At 42.8% G+C, this 589-nt stretch carries 3 tRNA genes; all 3 read right to left on the bottom strand.

From position 1 onward, the window contains the following. Positions 1 to 331: 331 nt before the first annotated feature. A tRNA-Val gene (locus R7Q09_RS27045) sits at positions 332 to 407 on the bottom strand. Positions 408 to 435: 28 nt separating this feature from the next. Continuing rightward, positions 436 to 511: transfer RNA gene (locus R7Q09_RS27040), tRNA-Lys, on the bottom strand. A 2-nt stretch (positions 512 to 513) separates the two neighbouring features. Continuing rightward, positions 514 to 589: transfer RNA gene (locus tag R7Q09_RS27035), tRNA-Glu, on the bottom strand.

Below are 589 nucleotides of genomic sequence, written 5' to 3'. Positions count from 1 at the left end.
CGAGTTGATGTTCAAATCACCAAAGTTGTCTCTCATTATTTGAATGAGCGAGAGACATTCGATTTTGCCGGACTCAATTTCGAATAATCACTGTAAAAGTGATATTCCCAAGAACACTTGAATGTGTTTTTTGGTGTTTGTCATAAAGACAAACATTGAGAACTTTACAAACAACAATAAATTGTTGTTTTGTCAGCTTTCCAAATTGTTAAAGAGCTATGTTGCTTCACAAGGAAGTTACATTTTCTAAAGACTTTCAGAGTCAAAAATACCAACCAGTATCAATTGCTTGTTCTGGTTTGGACGTTTTATTCCAAAAATACTTAGAGAATGGTGGGCGATACCGGGCTCGAACCAGTGACCCCCTGCTTGTAAGGCAGGTGCTCTCCCAACTGAGCTAATCGCCCACATTGTTTTGATTTCCGTGGAAGGAAATGGTGGGTCGTGCAGGATTCGAACCTGCGACCAATTGATTAAAAGTCAACTGCTCTACCAACTGAGCTAACGACCCAATGGTATCCCGTAGGGGAGTCGAACCCCTGTTACCGCCGTGAAAGGGCGGTGTCCTAGGCCTCTAGACGAACGGGAC

It is taken from the genome of Vibrio sp. 2130-1 (genome assembly GCF_033339515.1).
This window is presented reverse-complemented; position numbering and strand designations above follow the sequence as displayed.